Source organism: Bradyrhizobium ontarionense, assembly GCF_021088345.1.
Taxonomy (GTDB): domain Bacteria; phylum Pseudomonadota; class Alphaproteobacteria; order Rhizobiales; family Xanthobacteraceae; genus Bradyrhizobium; species Bradyrhizobium ontarionense.
Map to the genome: position 1 here is coordinate 6,095,606 of NZ_CP088156.1, position 15,891 is coordinate 6,111,496.

Here is a 15,891-nt window from a genome sequence, read left to right on the forward strand (position 1 = left end):
ATGCGGCATTCCAGGACGAATGGTCTGTCACAACCAAGAACAATCGGGAGAGAACCTATGAAATCGGGCTTTCTGGCTTTTGCCGCGGTCGGCGCGCTGTTCATCGCCGCGCCGGCGTCGGCACAGGTCAAGATCGGCATCCTCAACGACCAGTCCGGCGTCTACGCCGATTACGGCGGCAAATATTCCGTCGAGGCCGCCAGGATGGCGATCGAGGATTTCGGCGGCGAGGTGCTGGGCCAGAAGGTCGAACTGGTCACGGCCGACCACCAGAACAAGCCGGATCTTGCGTCGTCGATCGCGCGGCGCTGGTACGACACCGAGGGTGTCGACATGATCACGGAGCTGACGACCTCCTCGGTCGCGCTCGCGATCCAGGATCTGTCGAAGGAAAAGAAGAAGATCGACATCGTCGTCGGGGCCGCGACCTCGCGCATCACGGGCGATGCCTGCACGCCCTACGGTTTCCATTGGGCCTATGACACGCGCGCGCTCGCGGTCGGTACCGGTGGGGCGCTGGTCGAGTCCGGCGGCAACACCTGGTTCTTCATGACCGCCGACTACGCCTTCGGCTACGCGCTGGAGAAGGACACCAGCGACATCGTGACGTCGAAGGGTGGCAAGGTGCTGGGCTCGGTGCGCATTCCGCTCAACTCGTCGGACTTCTCCTCCTTCCTGCTGCAGGCGCAGAGCTCCAAGGCCAAGGTCATCGGGCTCGCCAATGCCGGCCTCGACACCACCAACTCGATCAAGCAGGCGGCCGAGTTCGGCATCGTCAAGGGCGGCCAGAAGCTCGCCGGTCTCCTGATGACGCTGTCGGAGGTTCATGGCCTGGGATTGGAGGCCGCGCAGGGCCTGATCCTGACCGAGGGCTTCTACTGGGATCGCGACGACAAGTCCCGTGCCTTCAGCGAGCGCTTCTTCAAGCGCACCTCGCGCATGCCGAGCATGATCCACGCCGGCACCTATTCGGCGACGTTGTCCTACCTGAAGGCAGTCAAGGCCGCCGGCAGCAAGGACTCGGATGCGGTCGTAGCCAAGCTGAAGGAGCTGCCGGTCGACGACGCCTTCGCGCAAGGCAAGGTGCTCGCCAACGGCCGCATGGTCCACGACATGTATCTGTTCGAGGTCAAGAAGCCGTCGGAATCGAAGAAGCCGTGGGACTACTACAAGCAGCTCGCCACGGTGCCCGGCGACAAGGCGTTCTTCGCGGCCAAGGACAGCGGCTGTCCGCTGACGAAGTGATCGCGCCAAACAATGGGTGTTGCCCCGGCGAAAGCCGGGGCCCGTACGCATGATCTATCGTAAGGAGGCCCGCACGTTGCTCTGTTGCGCAACAAACATCCGCTGGTGGTTATGGGCCCCTGCGTCGCGGGGACGACAGGAGGGACTGGGCAATCAGCCGTGCAGCAGGCGCCAGAGGATCGCGATCAGGGCGCCGACGAGCAGGACCGAGGCCGCCAGCGCCTGAACGCCGAAGCCGTGGCCGCGCTTCTCCGCCGCCTTGGCATAGCCGACCATGTACATCGCGCGGCCCACGATCCAGACCAGGCCGATGAGCGCAGCGATCCAATCGCTGATATAGATCGCGAACAGCCACAATGCCGGCAGGAAGATCGGCAGCCATTCCAGGGTGTTCATCTGCACGCGGAAGGCGCGCTCGAAATCGGCATTGCCGGTGGTCGCAGGCGCCTTGACGCCGAAGCGGGCGCGCGCCTGCGCGACGCGGAGCCCCATGTAGAAATACAGTATGAGCGCGAGCACCGTTACGAGTGCGGTGGAGTGATACATGCGCGGTTCCCCCTGTGAGCGCCTTCTAATACCCGGTCAGCTCGAGATAGCCTACCCCCGTGTGGCTGCCCTTGAAGCTGATCGGCCCCTCCCAATAGGGCACGCGGGTGCCCATCCAGGCCTTCGGGTTCAGCGGCGTCGAATCGATGGCGATGCCGAGTGAGGCGATCTCGACGCGCCAGCCGACCGGCAGCTTGCGCTCGCCGATCGTAACCGTCTCCGTCGGCGTCATCACGATGCCCTCGGGGCCGAGCGCGCGTGAGGTGCCGTCCGCCATGACCCAGGTGCCGGACGTGTAGTTGCCGTCGCCCTGCCGCATCCGGTACAACATCAGCTTCTCACCGTCGTTGAAATGCAGCGCGAACCAGTCCCAGCCGCTCTGGTCGGAGGCCAGCGGCTGGCTGCTCCATTCGCGGTCGAGCCAGGCCACGCCGGTCACCTCCACCGGCGTGTCATCGAAGCTGAGGCGGCCGCGGGCGCGATAGAACGGCTGGCTGTAGTAGTAGGACGCCTGGCCGCGCTCGGATTTGCGGCTGTAGCCGCCGATGCCCTGCAGCACCACCGGCCGGTCCGCCTCCAGATGCAGCGCATATGAGAAGTCGCTTGCTGTCGCCGTCATGTCGAGCGGCGCCAGCGACTGATCGTCGGTAGTGGCTGTCCCGCGCAGCTGCCAGTCGTCGATCCAGGCCTGGAACGGCGTGGCCTCGACGCCCGCCTGGCCGATGCCGCCGCGCGCGAATTTCTCGGTCGAGCGATGGCTGTCCGCGCGTGTCGCCGCAGCGTGCGCCATCCAGAGCTGCTGATTGTCAAAACCCTCGCCCTGTGGTCCCGGCCGCGCCGCCGAGCGGAACAGCGTCCATTGCAGACCATAGGCCTTGCCGCTGCTGTCGCTGAGATTCGCGGTGACGTACCACCATTCGATGCGGAAATCGTTGTGCGGCCCGTGGTCGGCCGGGAATGTGAAGGTCTTGCCCGGCGTCACCGGCGTAAAGCCGTCTGCGCTGTCACTCAGTCCGGCGAAGCCCTGCCCGTGTGCGGCGCGCGGCAGCGCCAAAAAGCCAAGCCCGCCGATCAGGCCGCGCCGCGTGATGGTCGCTCTAGCGCTCAATGGTGAAGGTCCTGACCAGATCGGCCGGCTGCATCCGCGCCAGCCGCAGCACCGGCAGCAGCGAGGCGATCAGCGCGGCAAAGAGCGTGATGATCAAGAGCCGGATCAGCTGCAGCGGAAACACGTCGAACGGCAGCCGCCAGCCGAACGCTTTCACATTGACGATCGCGATCAGGCACCAGGCCACCAATAGACCGAGCGGCAGCGCCAGCAGCGCGGTGAGGCCGGCGAGCGATAGCGTCTTCAACAGCTCGACCTCGGCGAGCCGACGGCGCGTCAGCCCGATCGCCCACAGCGGCGCGAGCTGCGGCAGCCGTGAATTGGCCAGCGTCAGCAGGCTGGTCAAGAGCGCGATGGCAGCGACGCCGAGCGTGAAGGTGTTGAGCGCGCCGGTCACCGCAAAGGTGCGGTTGAAGATCTGCCGCGACTCCTGCTTCACGGTGGCCTGGTCGACGACATTGCGGCCGTCGAGCCCGAACGTGTTCGTGAGCCCCGCGATCAGTCCCGGCACGTCAGCAGACGCTGCGCGCACCGCCATCCGCGTCATCGGCGTCGCCGGAAAGCGGCGCGTCAGCGCGGCGACGTTGACCGCGACCTGTCCCTTGGGATTGCCGTAGTCGGCATAGATGCCCGCGACGGTGATGCGCCAGTCGCCGGTGGGCGCGGGAACGTCGAAGCTGTCGCCGACCGCAAGAGTGAGCCGCCGCGCCAGCTGCTCGCTGACGAAGCCGGCGTCGCCGCGCACCAGCTGCTTCCAGGCGTTCTCGCCGGCCTGCAGCAGCGGCCAGTGTTCGCGATAGGTGTCGTGATCGGGTAGGCCGAGCACGTCGATCGGCGCGCCCGCAAGCTGGGCCTCGGCGCGGCCGCCCGGCAGCACCGCCTGTACCTCGGGTCGCGCGCGCAGCCAGGTCTGGATGTCGCGGGCCTGTGCTTCATCCGAGGCGCTGATGTAGACATCCGCGGCGAGCCGGCCGTCGAGCCAGACCAGGAAGGTGCGGCTGAAGGTCTCGACCATCGTCGCGACGCCGACATTGACGGCCAGCGCCATCAGCAGCGCCATCAGCGCCAGCGACAAGCCCGAGATCTGTTGGCGGCTGTCGGCCCAGAACCATTGCGCCAGCGCCCCGCGCGCGCCGCGTTCGCCGAGCCGCAGCACGAGTTGCAGGATCGCCGGCAGCAGCAGCGCCGCGCCCAGCATCATCGCCGCGAGCACGCCGAAGCCCGCCAGCAGCGACTGGCCAAACCACAGCAACAGGCCGGCGGCGGCGAAGAACGCGAGCGCGACCGCGCTCTGCAGCCGCAACCAGCGCCGCTGCGCCTCCTGCCATGCATAGGGTTGCGCGGTGGAGAGGATCGGCAGCCGCATCGATTTGATCAGGCTGGTCGTCGCCGCCACGAGCGCGCCGGCGACGCTGATGACGAGGCCGGCGAGCCACCATTCGGGCCGCAGGTTCAGTTCGCCCGGCACCTGCGCGCCATACAGGCCACGCAGCGAAGCGGCAACGTTCGGCAGCAGCGCCGCGGCGATGAAATAGCCGCAGACGAGGCCGACGAGGCCCGCGACCAGCGCGAAGGCGATGAGCTCGCCGATCAGCACGCTGTTGAGCTGGCGCGCCGACACGCCGCAGGCGCGCAAGGTGCGCAGCACCGGCAGCCGCTGTTCGAAGGCGAGGCCAATCGCGGAATTGACGATGAAGAGGCCGACGACGAACGACAGCAGGCCGAACGCCGTCAGGTTGAGATGGAAGCTGTCGGTCAACCGCTCCAGGTCGGTCTCGGCTTCAGGCTGGACCAGCTGCAGGCGGCCGCCTGCGATCGTCTGCAGCGGCTGCGGCTTCCCTGGCCCCTTGCCGACCAGCAGGCGCGAGATCTGGCCCGGTCTGTCCAGCAGCTTCTGCGCGTCCCCGATGTCGACCACGAGCACGCCGGGCGCAAGCTGCTGTTGCGCCATCAGCGGCGGCAGCACAGCGTCATTGCTCAGCCGCGGCGCCGCACCGTTCTTCAGTCCCAGATCCGCCAGTGTTTCCGGCGAGATCAAAGTGCGATGCGGCGGCGTGAGGAACGCCTCGAGCTCGCTGCGCCCGACTGTCGGGGCGTCGCCGACCTCCTTGGGGATGCTGAACGGCTCGATGCCGAGCAGCCGGATCGAGCGGCCGTCGATCTGCACGCGGCCTTCGACGATCGGCGATACTGCCCAGCCAGCGCGGCGCAGCTCGGCGAAGACACTCTGCGGCAGCATCCGGCCGTCGGTCGCGACCAGCATCGGCGTACGCGCGCCGCCGAAGATCGCGGCCGCGCGATCATAGGAGCTGCGCGCCTGCTGGTTCAGTGCCTGCACGCCGCTCCACAGCGCCGTGGCCGAGATCAGCCCGATCAGCAATGTCGCGAGCTGCATCGGATGCCGGCGCCAGTGACTGAGCAGCACGGCTGATATCCACAGCGCGCGCCTCATGCGACGCGTCCGGCGTGCAGATGAACATGGCGGTCGAGCATCGCCGCCAGCCGCGCGCTGTGCGTCACCATCAGGAAGCCGCAGCCGGTGCGCGCGACGAGGTCGCGCGTCAGCGCCATCACTTCGTCGGCGGTGTCCTCGTCGAGATTGCCGGTCGGTTCGTCCGCCAGCAGCAGGACCGGCTTGACCGCCAGCGCCCGGCCAATGGCGACGCGCTGCTGCTGGCCGCCCGAGAGCTGCTCCGGATAGCGCCTGAGCAGCGTCTTGAGTCCGAGCCGCTCGACCAGCTCCGTTTGCCACGCCGGATCATGCCGTCCGGCCAGCCGCGCCTGGAATGTCAGATTGTCGGCCACCGACAGGCTCGGCACCAGGTTGAACTGCTGAAACACGAGGCCGAGCCGCTCGCGCCGCAGCGCTGCGCGTCCGGCATCGTCCAGTCCGCTGATCGCAACGCCATCGAGCGCGATCTCGCCGCCATCTGCCGCATCGAGGCCGGCGATCAGATGCAGCAACGTGCTCTTGCCTGAACCGGACTCGCCGGTCAGGGCGACACGCTCGCCACCGCTCACGTCGAGATCGACGCCGCGCAGAACGCTGATCGGCTCGCCGCCGGATCGATAGGACTTGATGAGATGCCGGACGTTGAGCACGAGCTTCTTCGAGGTTGTTGCGTCACAACATAACAAGGTCGTACCCGAACATCACGCCTTCGTTGTCGTTCCAGGCGGTGGGAGATGCTACTGCTTCGTGGGCAGGTTGCGGACGCTGCACTGCTCATCTTCGAATGGCGGATTCTCGCGTTGCAGCAATAGCTTAGCTCGCGGGCCGGTTGCTTGCGCCGCGGCTTCGTGGGTAGCATGTGCAAAACGCCCGGACGAGAGGGGCGGATCATGAGAACGACGGGGAAGAAACATGGCCGCGCCAGTCACGCTCGAGGGCACCTCCGGAACGACGTCGAGGCCGACGCCCAAGGGCGCCTGGAAAATCACGTTCCTGCTGTTCCTGTTCATGTTGGTCAACTTCGCCGACAAGATCGTGGTCGGACTCGCAGGGGTGCCGATCATGACCGAACTCAATCTCACGCCCGAGCAGTTCGGCGTGCTCGGTTCGTCCTTCTTCCTGCTGTTCTCGATTGCCGCGATCGTGGTCGGGTTCGTCGTGAACAGGGTCCCGACGCGCTGGGTCCTGCTGGTGCTCGCGGTGATCTGGGCGCTGGCGCAGTTCCCGATGGTCGGCACCATCGGCTTCAGCACGCTCGTGATCTGCCGAATCATTCTCGGGGCCGGTGAAGGGCCCGCGGCGTCCGTCGCCGTTCATGCGGTCTACAAATGGTTTCCCGATGAGAAACGCGCGATGCCGACCGCGATTCTGTCGCAAGGGTCCGCCTTCGGTATCATCCTTGCGGTGCCCGCGCTGAACTGGGTGATCGTGAATCACGGCTGGCACTATGCGTTCGGCGCGCTCGGCATCGTCGGCCTGATGTGGAGCGCGGCGTGGCTTTGGCTGGGCCAGGAGGGTCCCTTGGCCGAGGTCGAGCTGGCCGCATCGCGCGAGCAGCGCGTGCCCTATCTGCAGCTGCTGACATCGCGGACCTTCGTCGGCTGCGTTGCGGCGACGTTCGGCGCCTATTGGGCGCTGTCGCTGGGGCTGACCTGGATGACGCCGTTCCTGGTCAAGGGCCTGGGCTTTTCACAGCAGGAGGCCGGCTTCATCTCGATCATGCCCTGGATCTTCGGGGCGTGCGTGGTGCTGACCACGGGCTGGCTGTCGCAACGGCTGATGGCCCGCGGCGTCTCGACACGCGTGGCCCGCGGCGTGCTCGGCGCGACGCCGTTGATCTTCGGAGCCGTCCTGGTGGCGGCGATGCCGCATGTCGACGGTGCCGCAGCCAAGATCGCGCTGCTCGTCGTCGGTTCGGGGCTGTGCGGATCGATCTACGTGGTCTGTCCGCCGATGATCGGCGAATTCACGCCGGTGGCGCAGCGTGGCGCGGCGATGGCGATCTACGGCGCGCTCTATACGCTCGCCGGCATCGTCGCGCCTGTCGTGATGGGCAAGATGATCCAGGCATCAGGCAGCCTGCTCGAAGGCTACCTGATGGGCTTCACCATCAACGCCGTGATCATGCTGCTCTCCGGCCTGCTCGGCCTGGCGCTGCTCTGGCCCAACACCGAACGCGCGCGCCTGCAGGCGCACCAGGCTGCCGCACCGGAATTTGCGTGAGCGGTGGCTTGGTCTCCGCTGCCTGCAACGACGACGAGCGTGGCGTCGCCTTGCCACAACGCGGGCCTCACATTCGGTGTCGTCCCGGGCAAGTCCGACAACGCGCAGCGTTGGCGGACGCCGACCCGGGACCCATATGTGGACGGCCCCCGTGGCACAAGAGCGGTGTTGAGGTTCGATCGGATCGCTTGCATCCATATGTCCGGCCTTTGGATGTGGCCTGTTGGGCCGCTGGCCAAGATGGTTTCCGCGACACGGGTTCCAAACACGCCAGCGACCTTGTTCGGCCAATGGGTCCCACGGATTTGCCCGCATCTCGGTTCGATCGATCGCACCATCTCCTCTGCTCTTGCAGCTCCGGTTCGGCCGGTGGGATCGCCCTCCGGTCGGCCGAATCCTTTTGTTTGTTACGCGGCGGCCGCTACGGGGGCCTTCGCCAGGCCAGCCAGTCGTGCGCCATCAAAGGTCTCTCCCGTGGTCATCAGCTTCCACGCGATGCGGGCGATCTTGTTGGCGAGCGCCACCGCGGCAAGCTTGGCCGATTTGCGCTTCAACAGCTCAATGAGCCAGCCCGGCCCTTGCCCCTTCGCCTTTGCCACTTTGATGACCGAGGTCGCGCCCACCACGAGCAGCTGGCGCAATCGCTCGTCACCGGCGCGCGTGATCTTGCCGAGCCGGGTCTTTCCGCCGGTCGAATGGTCCCTCGGCGTGAGGCCCATCCAGGCTGCGAACAGCCGGCCAGAACGAAAGGCGTGCGGATCTGGCGCCTTCATCACCAGCGCTGCGGCGGTGACCGGGCCCACTCCCGGGATCTGTGCCAGACGCCGGCTCATGGCATTGGCGCGGTGCCAAGCCAGAAGCTTGGCCTCGATCGTCTTCAATTCCTCCTGCACCCAGGCGTATTCACGAGCCTGCATCGCAAACAGCTCACGCGCCATCTCCGGTACGCTGTCATCCTGTTCGATCCTGGTCAGCAACGAGGCGAGCTTGTCGAGCCCTCTGGCCTCGGTCAAACCGAACTCAGCCGCGTAACCACGGATCATGTTGCTCAGCTGGGTGCGACGGGTCACCAGCTGCTCACGGATGCCCAGCAGCATCAAGGCGGCCTGCTGCTCCGCCGTCTTGACCGGCACATAACGCATCCGCGGCCGGCTCGATGCCTCGCACAGCCCCTCTGCGTCTCGCCCGTCGTTCTTGTTGCGCTCGACATAGGGCTTCACCAACTGCGGCGCGATCAGCTTGGCCGTGTGACCCAGCTTGCCAAGCTCGCGCGCCAGGTGGTGCGCGGCCCCGCACGCTTCCATCACCACCACCGTCGGCGGCAATTTGGCAAAGAAATCCAGCATCACCTTGCGCGTGAGCCGCTTGCGCAACACCACACGCTCCGATCCATCCACCCCATGCAGTTGAAAAATATACTTCGACGTATCCAGCCCAATGCGGATAATCTGGCTCACGGACGGCTCCCAAGTATGAGACTTCGACAACCTCATTCTGGCACAACTGATGCCGTAGGGGGCCGTCCACACCATCACGCCGCGGCGGGTGTGGCTGGGCCAAATTGATCGACTATCGTGCCTCGAACAACTCCCTGGGGTTATGGATCCCGGATCGGCGCGCGCGTGCCGCGCGCTTGTCCGGGACGACAGCGAGGCTCTCGTTGGCCGTGTGCCTGCAGCCAAACGACGAACACGCTGTCATTGCACGCCGGCTCGCGCACCTCTGACGAGGCGTCCCGGCCGGGCGCCCGTGGCTTCACCGTTCCGGCGCGTCACCACGCCGGAGACGATGGTCGCCTCATAGCCGTCGACCTCCTGCATCAGGCGGCGGCCGCCGACGGGCAGGTCGTAGTGCACCTTGGGCGGGTGCAGATGCAGCCGGTCATAGTCGATGACGTTGACGTCGGCCTTGTAGCCCGGCGCGAGCAGGCCGCGATCGTCGAGCCCGACCGAGAGCGCGCTCTTGCGCGACTGGGCGGCGACGACGAAGGGGATCGACAGCTTGTCGCCACGCCTGCGGTCACGCGTCCAATGCGTCAGCAGATAGGTCGGGAAGCTGGCATCGCAGATGATGCCGCAATGCGCGCCGCCGTCGCTGAGACCCGGCACGCTCTGAGGATTGCGCAGCATCTCGTAGGTGGCGTCGAGATTGCCATCGGAGTAGTTCAGGAACGGCACATAGAGCATGCCGCGTCCCTGATCCGACAGCATCGCGTCATAGGCGATCTCCTCTGGCCGGCACCCCCTCGCGCGCGCCTGGGCGCCCAGCGAGTTCTCCGGCGGCTGCTCATAGTCGGGCGGATCGCCGAGCAGGTACATCTTGCCGTAGTCCGGTTTGAAGAACAGCGGGTCGTCGGTCGCTCGCGCCTGCTCGCTCAGGATCGCCGCGCGTACCTGCGGGTCGCGCATCCGGACGACGCGCTCCGCCAGCGGCAGATGCGCGATCGCCTGGTAGCTCGGGTGCGTCTGCAGCGGATTGCGCGACAATTCGAGCCCGAGCAGCAGCCCGACCGGGCGCGCCGCGATCTGCGCCGTCACCGACAGGCCGCGTGCGGCGGCTGCATTGATCTCGGCGAGCGTCTGGCGCCAGCGCTGCGGTGCGCGGTCGTTCTGCGTCACCGAGAACGAGATCGGGCATTGCGTCGCCTCCGCGATCCGCAGCATCATCGGCAGGTCTTCGTGGATGGTCGAGATGTCGAGCACGAATTGCAGCACGCTGCGGCCGGCGCTGTGCATCGCGCTTGCGATCGTCGTCAACTCGTCCTCGCCGGCCTTCAAGGTCGGCGTGTAGTCGCCGGTCGAGGTGCGATGGTTGAGCGTGCGCGAGGTGGAGAAGCCGAGTGCGCCCGCTCTGACGGCATCGCGGGCGAGCGCCGCCATGGCGTGGTTGTCATCTGCGGTGGCAGGATCGCGCCGGGCGCCGCGCTCGCCCATCACATAGACGCGCAGCGCTGCGTGCGGCAGTTGCGCGCCGATGTCGAGATCGAACGGGCGCCGCGCCAGCCACTCCATGTAGTCCGGAAAGCTCTCCCATTCCCAGGGAATGCCGGCTTCGAGCACGGGCTCGGGAATGTCCTCGACGCCCTCCATCAACTGAATCAGCCGCTGATGGTCGGCGGGCCGGCACGGCGCGAAGCCGACGCCGCAATTGCCCATGATCGCTGTCGTGACGCCGTTCTGCGAGGACGGCGAGATGTCATGGCTCCAGGTGACCTGGCCGTCGTAGTGGGTGTGGACGTCGACGAAGCCGGGCGTCACCAGTCTGCCGCGGGCCTCGATCTCCTCGCGGCCTTTTGCGCCGACCTTGCCGACCTCGACGATGCGGCCGTCTGAGATGGCGACGTCGGCCTCGTAGAGATCGCCGCCGGAGCCATCAGCAATGGTTCCGCCGCGGATCACGAGATCTGGCTGCGACATGGCGTATCTTCCCCGGGGGTTGTTGTTATGCCGACATTTTCGGCGGGAAGGCGATGATGTCAACATACGGGAAGAGACAGCAGCGTTGCGCCGCGAAGAGTTGGGAGCCGCGATGGCGGTGCGCTCCCTCTCCCCGTTCTTCACGGGGAGAGGGTTGGGGTGAGGGGCAGACGCACTGGAAGTGTGTGTGGATAGACCTGTACCCCCTTCACCCGGATTGCATCTGTCGATGCAATCCGACCTCTCCCCGCAAGCGGGGCGAGGTGCACTGCGCATGCGGCGCGATGTCGGGCTCCACGCGAAAGTGTTACGCCGCCTTCGCCTTCTTCGGCTCGGTGAAGAACGCGAGCACGATCGTCAGCAGCATGAACACGACCGAGGTGCCGAACACCCAGCGCGGCGCGTTCATGTCCATGATCCAGCCGAACAGCAGCGGGCTGATCACGCCGGCGAAATTGAAGCCGGTCGAGACGATGCCGAAGGCGCGGCCGGCGGCGCCGGGAGGCGCGGCGTTGCGCACCAGCATGTCGCGTGACGGCGCGATCACGCCGCTCATGAAGCCTGCGGTCAGCATGATCGCAACGAGCAGCACGACCGGCAGGTTGATGAAGGTGATGACCAGCACGAGCACGGCATTGATCGCATAGGCGACCGCCGCCACCAGATTGTGATGGCGGATGCGGTCGGCGAGATGGCCGCCAGCGAGCACGCCGACGGCGCTGGCGCCGAGGAAGGCGGTTAGGGCGATGTTGGCAGTCGAGAACGAGATGCCGTAGCCGTTCATGAACGCGACCACGCCGAAGCTGGCGATGCCGGCGTTGGACAGGCTGAGCAGCATGAAGAACACGGTCAGCAGCATCAGCATCGGCGTCAGCAGGTTCGGCTGCTTCACCTTGCTGCCGTCGGCGCGGGTTTGGTGCGGATGCTTCGGCACCTCCGGCACGTTACCCACGAGCAGCAGCAGCGCGGCGAGCGGGCCGACCAGGCCGGCCGCGATCAGCGCGCCGGAGCCGCCGACGGTGGTGACCAGGGCCGCCATGACAGCGGGCGCCACCGCGCCGCCGAGATAGCCGGCGAAGGTGTGGACGCCGAAGGCGCGGCCCATCCGGCTCTCTTCCATGTGGGCTGACAGCAGTGCGTAGTCCGAGGGGTGATAGACCGCATTGGCGAGGCCGAGCAGCACCGCCGAGACGACCAGGCTGGCATAGCTCAGGTGGAAGCCGAGCATGGCGAGCGACAGTCCGCCGACGGTGAGGCCGAGCAGCAGGATGCGGCGCGCGCCGGCGCGATCGACGAGATAGCCGACCGGCGCCTGAGTCAGGGCCGACACCACCGCGAACACCGTGAGCGGAAAGCCGAGCTCGACATAGCCGACGCCAAGCTTGTCCTTGAGGTAAGGAAACAGCATCGGCAGCACCAGCATGTGCAGATGGCTGACCCAATGCGCCAGCGAGATCAGCGCCAGCGTGCGCAGCGAGGAGGCGGCGCGGACCGGTGTGCCGGTATGTTGCGATGCGGCGAGAACGTCAGCCATGGTGGATCCGTTTGGCTCCCGGCGTCGGTGATGGACCTGAAGGGCGCGTTGCCGGCAAATCGCCGGGGGCTGCCGAATAAGGGGCGCGCGACACAACGCCACACTATCGGATGGCAGTTCATTGTCCATGAACGCCGGTGCATGGCACCTGCGCGCACCGGCGGCATTTGTGGGCTGCGACAATACATTGCCGGGGTTTTCGGCGCCGCGAGTGGGAGGCACAGAGCCTCTTCACCGGAGGTGTCGTCCCGGCGAAAGCCGGGATCCATAACCACCGTTGCCCGTGGTGAGACCACTCGCCGCTCCAATGTGCTCAGCCCGCACTGCCGGTGTCTATGGATCCCGGGTCGGCGCACCGGCCCCGCGTTGCGGGGCCGATGCTTGCCCGGGACGACACGGGAGTTTGACGAGCTGACTACGGGAAGCCGCCCATGGGAGTCAGCGACAGTCCGAAGGATTGATCGCCTACTGATGCACCACCGGCCCGCCAGCCTTCTTCCACGCATCAAGTCCGCCCTCGATATGCGCGGTATTGGCGAGGCCCGCCTGCTGCGCGGTCTGCACCGCCATGGCGGAGCGCTCGCCGTAGGCGCAGAAGAACACGATGCGGCGGCCGGTGGCGGCGGCGACCTCCCGCAGCATGCCGCCGGGTTTCAGATTGTCCGCGATCGCCGGATAAGGCGCGTGCAACGCGCCCGACAGCGTGCCGTGCTTGGCGCGTTCGGATGTCTCGCGCAGATCGACCAGCAGCACGTCGGGGCGCCCCAGGCATTCGATCGCCTCGCGCGCCGACAGCGACAGGCCCTGCTTCGCGAGCTCGTCCTGGTGCAGCCCGACCCGCATGTTGGCGGGCACCGCCACGTCCATCATCTTCGGGTTCGGCAGCTTCAGATTGGCCATCAGCGTCACGTACTCATCGATAGAGCCAACCTGGAGCCGCGGATTGTAGCGGCGCTCCTCGCCGATGGTGGAGACGGTGTCGCCCTTGTAGTCGTGCGCGGGATAGACCAGCGTATCATCGGGCAGGCGCAACAGCCTGTCGAAGATCGACTCGTATTGCTGGCGCGCGTCGCCGTTCTGGAAGTCGGTGCGGCCGGTGCCGCGAATCAGCAAGGTGTCGCCGGTGAAGACGCGGTCGCCCATCAGGAAGCTGTAGGAATCGTCGGTATGCCCCGGCGTGTACATCACGTTCAGGCTGATGCCCTCGATGGCGATCCGGTCGCCTTCGGCCACGCGCATCGCCACCACGTCGGCCTTGGTCTGCTCGCCCATGATGGTGACGCAATGGGTGCGGTCGCGCAGCGCGCCGAGGCCCGTGACGTGATCGGCATGCAGATGCGTATCGACGGCCTTGACCAGCCTGAGGTCGAGCTCGCGCAACAGCTGGCAGTAGCGGTCGACCTTCTCCAGCACGGGATCGATGATCAGTGCCTCGCCGCCGGCGCGGCTGGCAAGGATGTAGCTGTAGGTGCCGGAGACGCTGTCGAACAATTGGCGGAAGATCATCGGCGCCTCCTTCCGATTCGGTGGGCTGTTGCGATTACTGCACGACCAGCACGGCGCCGCCAACATCATGGGCTGCGAGTTCCGTGCGCTGCAGCGCAGGTACCTGCTACGACTGCGACGCAAACCCCGGATTGCCGTCAACGCCCGACAGCGTGACCTTGTTGGTTCCACCCGACGTCAGACCGACGCCGCGCAGGTAAGTGGCGACGACGTCCCACACCGGCTTGCCGTCCTGCGCGTTCATCGAGGCCCAGCCGGCGACCTTGTAGGTCTTGCCGCTGCTGAGCGCCTGGCCATTGTCGAGCGTAAGATCCGAGATGCGGCTGCCGATCGTCTCGGAGGGCGCGCAGCGGTAGGACAGGCCCTCGAGGCGCACCATGTCGCCGCCCTGCTGCAGATACGGATCGGCGTTGAACAGATTGTCGCAGACGTCTTCCAGCACGTCCTTGATCTGCGCTCCCGTCAGCTGCTGCACGTAGGTCTCGGGATAGCTGATCGCGGTTTGCGCCAGCACGTCTTCGAGCAGGATGGACTGGCCGGCGAGCAGAGTGGGGCCCCAGCGGAACCCCGGCGACAACGCGATCTCCGCATCGAGCTCGCGGCGCAGCGCCTCGCAGATCACGTCGTCGATGGTGCCTTCGAAATTACCGCGCCGATAGAGCAGCCGGTCCGAGGTTGCGAGCTTTTCGCTCCAGGCCGCGATCTGCGGCTGCTGCGTCTGGTCGATCAGCGCCTGCATCGCAGGATCGGGCTTCACCAGCTCCGAGTAGACCGGCAGCAGCTTGTAGCGCGCATCGGCGACGCGGCCCTTGGCGATGTCGAGATCGAGCACGGCGAGGAATTTGCCGCTCGAGCCGGCATTGGTCACGAGCGTCGCGCCCTTGGCGTTGCTCACCGCGACCGGTTGCGGAATCGCATCGTGGGTGTGGCCGCCGAGAATCACGTCGATGCCGGTGACGCGGCTCGCCAGCTTGAGGTCGACGTCCATGCCGTTGTGCGACAGCAGGATCACCGCATCGACCTTGTCGGCGCCGCGTAACGCATCGACGAGCTTCTGCAGCTCCTCCTCGCGGATGCCGAAGGTCCAGTCCGGCGTGAAGCGGCGCGGATGGGCGATTGGCACGTAAGGGAAGGCCTGTCCGATCACGGCAATGCGCGCGCCGCCGATCTCCTTGATCATGGCCGGCTTGAAGACGCGCCCCGACCCGGTATCGAACGCCTTGGCGTCGTTGAAGGCAGCCTCCTCGGTCAGGAACACGTTCTGTGCCAGGAACTCGCCCTTGAAGCGTGCGAGGTTGGCGCGCAGCGCCTCCTCGCCATAGGTGAACTCCCAATGGCCGGTCATCGCATCGATGCCGAGCAGATTGGCCGCGTTCACCATGTCGGCGCCGCGCATGGCGTTGGCCAGCCCGGTGCCCTGCCAGAGATCGCCGCCGTCGAGCAGCAGCGAGCGATGGTCGCCGACATCGGCGCGCAGCTTGTCGATCAGCGTCTTGAGATGCGCGAAGCCGCCCATCCGGCCGAAGCGGCCGGCCGATTTCTCGAACTCGAAGGAGGTGAAGGCATAGGCCTCGGCGCTATCCGGGCGGATGCCGTAGCGGTCGAGGAAGGCGCGTTCCACCAGATGCGGCGGCCGGCCCCACATCTCGCCGATGCCGATATTGACGCTCGGTTCGCGGAAATACACCGGCCGCAGCTGCGCATGGGTGTCCGTCATGTGCAGGATGCGCGCGTTGCCGAAGCGCTCGACGTCGTAGAGGCTGACCGTGTCGGCCGCCTGCGCACTGCGCAGCAGCGCCGGTGCGGCGAGCGCAGCGGCACCTGACAGCTTGAGAAAATCCCGGCGCGGCATCGTCATGGC

Annotated in this window: 11 protein-coding genes; 2 read left to right on the plus strand and 9 right to left on the minus strand. The window is 66.5% G+C overall.

What is annotated here, in order from left to right; translation table 11 throughout:
* The first annotated feature begins 57 nt into the window (after window positions 1–57).
* Window positions 58–1,245, plus strand: coding sequence for an ABC transporter substrate-binding protein (locus LQG66_RS26750; protein ID WP_231318626.1), 1,188 nt, complete (start codon window positions 58–60; stop codon window positions 1,243–1,245).
* Window positions 1,246–1,398: 153 nt separating this feature from the next.
* Here LQG66_RS26750 and LQG66_RS26755 read toward each other — a convergent pair whose 3' ends face one another.
* The 4 genes from LQG66_RS26755 to LQG66_RS26770 are packed head-to-tail and all read right to left on the minus strand — an operon-like array spanning window position 1,399 to window position 6,001.
* Complete coding sequence (locus LQG66_RS26755; protein ID WP_231318627.1) at window positions 1,399–1,791, minus strand: MAPEG family protein; 393 nt, start codon at window positions 1,789–1,791, stop codon at window positions 1,399–1,401.
* A gap of 25 nt (window positions 1,792–1,816) precedes the next feature.
* Window positions 1,817–2,899, minus strand: coding sequence for a lipocalin-like domain-containing protein (locus LQG66_RS26760; RefSeq protein WP_231318628.1), 1,083 nt, complete (start codon window positions 2,897–2,899; stop codon window positions 1,817–1,819).
* A complete protein-coding gene (locus LQG66_RS26765; protein WP_231318629.1) occupies window positions 2,889–5,351 on the minus strand; it encodes an FtsX-like permease family protein in 2,463 nt (820 codons plus the stop codon). Before LQG66_RS26765 ends, LQG66_RS26760 begins: the two co-directional genes overlap by 11 nt.
* On the minus strand, window positions 5,348–6,001 hold the full coding sequence (locus LQG66_RS26770) for an ABC transporter ATP-binding protein (RefSeq protein WP_231318630.1): 654 nt from the start codon (window positions 5,999–6,001) through the stop codon (window positions 5,348–5,350). The genes LQG66_RS26765 and LQG66_RS26770 overlap by 4 nt, the downstream gene beginning before the upstream one ends.
* Window positions 6,002–6,263: 262 nt before the next feature.
* On the opposite strand from LQG66_RS26770, the gene LQG66_RS26775 reads away from it, so the two are divergent.
* On the plus strand, window positions 6,264–7,574 hold the full coding sequence (locus LQG66_RS26775) for an MFS transporter (protein WP_231318631.1): 1,311 nt from the start codon (window positions 6,264–6,266) through the stop codon (window positions 7,572–7,574).
* Window positions 7,575–7,981: 407 nt separating this feature from the next.
* Here LQG66_RS26775 and LQG66_RS26780 read toward each other — a convergent pair whose 3' ends face one another.
* The 5 genes from LQG66_RS26780 to soxB form a co-directional block, all read right to left on the minus strand.
* Window positions 7,982–9,031, minus strand: coding sequence for an IS110 family RNA-guided transposase (locus tag LQG66_RS26780; protein ID WP_231327954.1), 1,050 nt, complete (start codon window positions 9,029–9,031; stop codon window positions 7,982–7,984).
* Window positions 9,032–9,271: 240 nt separating this feature from the next.
* The gene (locus LQG66_RS26785) at window positions 9,272–10,990 is read right to left on the minus strand and encodes an N-acyl-D-amino-acid deacylase family protein (protein WP_231318632.1); all 1,719 of its coding nucleotides are present in this window, start codon (window positions 10,988–10,990) and stop codon (window positions 9,272–9,274) included.
* 307 nt (window positions 10,991–11,297) lie between these two features.
* On the minus strand, window positions 11,298–12,524 hold the full coding sequence (locus LQG66_RS26790; protein ID WP_231318633.1) for an MFS transporter: 1,227 nt from the start codon (window positions 12,522–12,524) through the stop codon (window positions 11,298–11,300).
* Between the two features lie 465 nt (window positions 12,525–12,989).
* Complete coding sequence (locus tag LQG66_RS26795) at window positions 12,990–14,030, minus strand: MBL fold metallo-hydrolase (protein ID WP_231318634.1); 1,041 nt, start codon at window positions 14,028–14,030, stop codon at window positions 12,990–12,992.
* A gap of 106 nt (window positions 14,031–14,136) precedes the next feature.
* Window positions 14,137–15,888, minus strand: coding sequence for a thiosulfohydrolase SoxB (gene soxB / locus LQG66_RS26800; RefSeq protein ID WP_231318635.1), 1,752 nt, complete (start codon window positions 15,886–15,888; stop codon window positions 14,137–14,139).
* Window positions 15,889–15,891 lie beyond the last annotated feature (3 nt).